This window comes from Acinetobacter sp. GN11, from assembly GCF_054823985.1.
Map to the genome: position 1 here is coordinate 1 of NZ_JRVL01000220.1, position 5,478 is coordinate 5,478.

General features: G+C 38.5%; 5 protein-coding genes. 3 read left to right on the top strand and 2 right to left on the bottom strand.

What is annotated here, in order from left to right; genetic code table 11:
• Window positions 1–908, top strand: a 908-nt coding sequence (locus tag NL42_RS16630; protein WP_461313586.1) for a 5'-nucleotidase, incomplete at its 5' end; no start/stop codon positions are given.
• Window positions 909–971: 63 nt separating this feature from the next.
• On the opposite strand, the gene NL42_RS16635 is transcribed toward NL42_RS16630, so the two are convergent.
• Together NL42_RS16635 and NL42_RS16640 are read right to left on the bottom strand one after the other, a co-directional pair.
• Window positions 972–1,988, bottom strand: coding sequence for a molecular chaperone DnaJ (locus tag NL42_RS16635; RefSeq protein ID WP_461313587.1), 1,017 nt, complete (start codon window positions 1,986–1,988; stop codon window positions 972–974).
• A gap of 128 nt (window positions 1,989–2,116) precedes the next feature.
• Window positions 2,117–3,022: an AEC family transporter gene (locus tag NL42_RS16640; RefSeq protein ID WP_461313588.1), complete on the bottom strand. Its 906-nt coding sequence runs from the start codon at window positions 3,020–3,022 to the stop codon at window positions 2,117–2,119.
• A 119-nt stretch (window positions 3,023–3,141) separates the two neighbouring features.
• Here NL42_RS16640 and NL42_RS16645 point away from each other — a divergent pair, with 119 nt between their 5' ends.
• On the top strand, window positions 3,142–4,026 hold the full coding sequence (locus NL42_RS16645) for a LysR family transcriptional regulator (protein WP_461313589.1): 885 nt from the start codon (window positions 3,142–3,144) through the stop codon (window positions 4,024–4,026).
• A gap of 303 nt (window positions 4,027–4,329) precedes the next feature.
• Window positions 4,330–5,478, top strand: a 1,149-nt coding sequence (locus NL42_RS16650; RefSeq protein ID WP_461313590.1) for an ammonium transporter, incomplete at its 3' end; no start/stop codon positions are given.

The following is a 5,478-nucleotide window of genomic DNA, read 5'->3' on the forward strand; positions in this document are numbered from 1 at the left end:
TAGAAAAATCAGATAAAGTTTTCCGAAAGAAAGGCGAATTAGCTTATCGTAAATATCAAAGTAAAAATGAAACTATTCCTTTAGAGATGGGCGTTGCGTTTCCTTTTATTCAACGCCTATTAAGTATTAATGATATTTTCCCACCAGATAAACCATTTGTGGAAGTAATTTTATTATCACGTAATGATCCTAATACAGGTTTACGGGTTATGAATTCTATTGAGTATTATGGTTTAGATATAAAAAGAGCTATCTTTTTACAAGGTAGAACACCTTACAAATATATTGATGCACTTAATATTAGTTTGTTTTTGTCTGCAAATGAAATAGATGTCAACCAAGCAATTACCGCAGGTTATCCAGCAGGCTTGATATTAAAGGGGCAGATATTCGATATAGATCATGATGAAGAATTGCGTATCGCTTTCGACTTTGATGGTGTCATTGCAGATGATTCATCAGAACAAGTCTATAAAAAGGGTGGCCTAAATGCATTTATAGAAAATGAAAATAAACTTGCTAGTCAACCTGCTAATATCGGTCCATTATATAAACTACTCAAAGAGCTTTCCACTCTACAAAATGCAGAACTTAAATATCAATTAGAAAATCCAACATATAATAGCCGTTTACGAATTTCTATCGTTACAGCAAGAAATGCTCCAGCCCATAAAAGGGTCATAAACTCATTGCGATCATGGGGTATTGATACAGTAAATGAAGCATTTTTCTTAGGCGGAATTGAGAAGAGAAAAGTTTTAGAAATTTTAAAACCACATATTTTCTTTGACGATCAAGTTACTCATGTCGAAAAAACTGCGAATAGTATTGCTTCGGTACATATTCCATTCGGGATTGCTAATAAAAAATTAGATTCTGATGAAACATCTAATGATGATGGAAAATAATCAAACTACCGAACTAAATTAATTCTTAATATTTCTCTCCTGATAGGAGAGAAATATAGAGTTTTATAAAACCCCATGCTCCAAGAACATCTCTACCCCACTCACCTTTTTCATATGCTTTAAACGCTCCTTTTCCCACTTTAATTGCTGCTTTAACTCAGCACAGTCAGCATCTACAGCTTTATATACATCACTAATATGCATATGTTCTACTTTTACATTCTTGGCTAACTGAAAAGAATCCAAAATCTCAGCAATTTGGCTTTCAAGCTGCTGACTTTGTGCATCTAACGCCAGTTTATAAAACCTCAATTGCTCAGCAGATAGTTCTTTAGCGCCTAGCCCTTTATTCTGTTCAAGCTGTAACTGGAGCTTGAGTAAATAAAACAAATCCTGCTTTTCGTAGGCCTGACTTGCCTGTTGGAATAACTCAGTTTTTTCTACTTTCTTTGTTTCATCTTGCTCACGGTCTGGGTGAATCATCGCAGCAATTTTTAAATAGATTGTTTTGAGTGACTGCGCTGCCATTTGCTCAGCTTGTTCACGTTTCTGTTGCTGTCTTTGTTGTTTGGCTTGTTCCCGCGCTTGTTGTTGCTCAGCAGCATACTGTTCAAAGTCTTCTTCTAACTCTACACCTTGCTCAGCACTTTCTTCATATTCAGATTTTATTGACTGAGCTTTCTTATTCTTTTTTACAGACTCTCCTGCATGTTGCTGATAAAAGGTATCGATCTGCCTCACTAACTCTAACTGCTCAGCAGATAGCATTTTTGAGCGCTTCAACATGTGTGCAAGCTGGGCAATTTTTTCATCCAGTTGTTGCATATCCGCTTTGGAAAACTCATGGCTATGCAACATATTCCAAAGTTGATCTAACTGCTGAAATAGCACTTTATGTAAATCGCTATACACAGGCATCAGTTTTTGTCGTATGTGCTGTTGAATCTCAACTTGCGCATTTTGCCATGTGCTCAGGCTAACTTTTTGCTGCTCTATTTTATCAATCAGGCGATTCAGTTTTTTCTGCTGTGCAGACGGTTCAGACCCTTGCTGCAAGCTCACTTTGAGATCAAAGGACATATTCATCCACCCGAAAAAGAAAAAAGTGTAGCAATAATCAGATGAGGAAGGTAGCAAAGCATTTATTAAGTCAGAATCAGCCTATTCATTTTTAGAAAATAGAATGCGACTTAACTAAAGTTTGTACCTTAAGAAATCCACCAAATGATCAGTGGCAAAGTCACAGCAGCACATAAGGTTTGAAAGCTAATCACGGCTGCCATAAGCTGACTATCGCCACCCAAAACTTTGGTTAAAATGTATGAAGAAGAAGCAGTCGGTAGCGCAAAGAAAATGATTAAAATTTGTGTTTGTAAGCTTGGTAAACCAAACCACGTACAGACCACATAGGCTAAGGCCGGCACTGCTAAAAGTCGAGCAAATGTGTCTGCTGCCAATACCACAATATCTTTTTTAATTTGCATAAACTGTAAAGCTGCGCCAACACATAACAAACCTAGTGGCAAACTCGACACTGAAAAAAGCTTAATAAACTGAGTAAAGCCTTCCCAAATCGGGATTTGAAGTGCATTGACCGCTGCCCCAACTACACATGATGCAATTAACGGATTTTTAAGCAGTGCAATCAAAACAGGTTTAATTGCCATGTGTTCTTTAGAAGTTAAAGCAAGCACCGAAATAACGTTCACAAGTGGAATGCAAAGCGCCAATAAAATTGCCAGAATTGCCATTCCTTCACTTTTAAAAAGCGCAGTGACTAGAGCCAAACCAATATAGGTATTAAAGCGAACCATACTTTGTACATGCACACCAAAACGTGCAGGCGGTATGTGCCAAAACATTCGGAGTATGTATAAAAAGGCGGTGACTACCAAAACCACAATCAACATGGCAATAATGGCTGTACTCAAACTTTGTAAATCAATTTTCGCGGTCGACAGCGTACTAAAAAGCAAAGCGGGAAATAAAATATAGTAATTGAGCTTCTCTGCCCCAGCCCAAAACTCATCACTAAAAAAATGATATTTTTTAAACAGGTATCCCGATGCAATTAATGCAACTAAGGGAAAAAGAGATAAAACAATGCTATTCATTTCTTTACTCGAGTTTGGTTGAAGGGCTTGCTGTTTTTGGCAATTCCTGTGGCTTACTCATATATTAAAGATAATGAAAACTCATGATAAAATGAGTTTTTACTCATAATAAGTACAACATGACATTTACCCAACTTGAAATTTTCGCACTTATTGCTGAACTAAAAAGCTTTACTGCTACAGCAGAAAAGCTAGGAATTTCACAGTCGGCAGTTTCTCATGCCCTTAAGTCATTAGAACAACAATGGGGTATTAACCTGATTTCAAGATCCCAAAGTGATATTGAGCTCACCACGACAGGTCATCAGTTACTCACTCATGTAAAAGAGCTATTGAGTATTTCCAATACATTAGAAAAAGAAGTGGCTGCGATACATGGTTTAAATGAAGGCACATTACATATCGGATCTTTTGGGGCTTCATCATCCATTTATCTATTGCCTGAAATTTTAGAAAGCTTTCGGCAGCGCTATCCTAAAATCGAAATTTATATTGATGAAGGTGAGGATAAAGAAGTAGCTCAATGGTTATTGGAACGGCGTATAGAAGTCGGTTTTTTGATTATGCCAGATGAGCGGTTCGATACTTTCCCTTTAATTGAAGACCGTTTTGTTGCCCTAATTCCTAGTCATTACGCACTGGCACAACAACTCTATATTGATCCATCACAGCTAGAAAACTGCCCTTTTATTATGACAATGGCTGGTAGTAGACATCAGGTCGAATTAATTTTGAAAAACTTTAATGTGAAACCAGACATCAAATTTTATGTTTCACAAATTCTGAGTATCGTTAGCATGGTCCACAACCAGTTAGGGGTTTCCATTGTGTCTGATATGGTGATTACCAAAGAGTTGCTCTCACTCTATCCAAACGTAGTCAAGCGCCCTTTTAAACCGAACCTTAAACGTTCTATTGGACTCGCAGTGAAAAATAAAAAGCATATGAGTCCAGCTGTGAAAGCATTTATTGAAGTTGCGCGATCGGTCTGGTCAGATCATTAATTGAATATGAGTGATTTTTTTAAATCGTGATAACGAACCCTTTCAGTTCAATTTATCAGCACATTAGATGACTTGTAACGTAAAAAGTTCCATAACTGCCCTATCTTGAGCAAATCAACGCACCATTTATCGCCAAAAACCACTTTTCCAATTCAAATTGGTGCACTTATTGCATATTCACTTTTATGCAATTGAGTTTGTTTCGACAAACTTAGGTTTTTAGATTCCTTAAATCTATTTTGGTGCAATTTACAGACCCAGATTTGTTCCAAAATGGAATTTAGCACTTTTTTCGAGCATGCTATGCAAAATGTAGATCTATTTTTCTTATTACTTGGTGCTGTTTTGGTTCTTGCCATGCACGCAGGTTTTGCATTCTTGGAACTTGGTACGGTTCGCCATAAAAATCAGGTGAACGCACTGAGTAAAATTCTGACTGACTTTGCCCTCTCTGCAATCGCTTACTTCTTTGTTGGCTACTACATTTCCTATGGTCAGCACTTCTTCCATGATGGCACAAGCCTCGCAAGTGATCATGGCTACAATCTCATGCGATGCTTCTTTTTACTCACTTTTGCTGCGGCTATTCCTGCCATTATTTCGGGTGGTATTGCTGAACGTGCAAAAATGCGTTCACAAGCAATTGCAACACTCGCTTTAGTTGCGCTGGTTTATCCATTTTTCGAAGGCATGGTCTGGAATGGAAACTACGGTCTGCAAAAATGGTTAGAAGCAACTTTTGGTGCAGCTTTTCATGACTTTGCAGGTTCAGTCGTGGTGCATGCTATGGGTGGTTGGATTGCACTTGCTGCCGTGATTTTATTGGGTGCACGTTCTGGTCGTTATAAGAAAGATGGTCGTGTAAGTGCTCACCCACCATCTTCTATTCCATTTTTAGCGCTCGGTTCATGGATTTTAATTGTAGGCTGGTTTGGCTTTAACGTGATGAGCGCGCAACGTGTTGATGCAATTTCTGGTCTGGTTGCCATTAACTCACTTATGGCTATGGTCGGCGGAACCATTACAGCAAATGCGATTGGGAAAAATGACCCTGGTTTCTTACATAACGGACCACTTGCAGGTTTAGTTGCAATCTGTGCGGGTTCTGACATTGTTCATCCGGTCAGTGCGCTTGTTATTGGTGGTGCAGCTGGTGCAATGTTTGTGTACCTATTTACCTACACACAAAACAAGCTCAAAGTAGATGATGTGTTGGGTGTATGGCCTTTACACGGCGTATGTGGCGCATTTGGTGGTATTGCAGTGGGTCTATTTGGTCAAAAGTGGCTTGGTGGTTTAGGCGGCGTATCTTTTGCCTCACAGTTCATTGGCACAGTACTTGCGATTGCGATTGCGCTCGTTGGTGGCTTTATTGTTTATGGCTTACTCAAAGCAACTATTGGCATTCGTTTATCTCAAGAAGATGAGTTTAGAGGTGCAGATTTATCTATT

What these genes read in the sequence shown, in the direction of transcription:
- NL42_RS16640 (WP_461313588.1), bottom strand. Translation starts at nt 3,022, where the DNA reads ATGAATAGCATTGTTTTATCTCTTTTTCCCTTAGTTGCATTAATTGCA.
- NL42_RS16645 (WP_461313589.1), top strand. Translation starts at nt 3,142, where the DNA reads ATGACATTTACCCAACTTGAAATTTTCGCACTTATTGCTGAACTAAAA.
- NL42_RS16635 (WP_461313587.1), bottom strand. Translation starts at nt 1,988, where the DNA reads ATGTCCTTTGATCTCAAAGTGAGCTTGCAGCAAGGGTCTGAACCGTCT.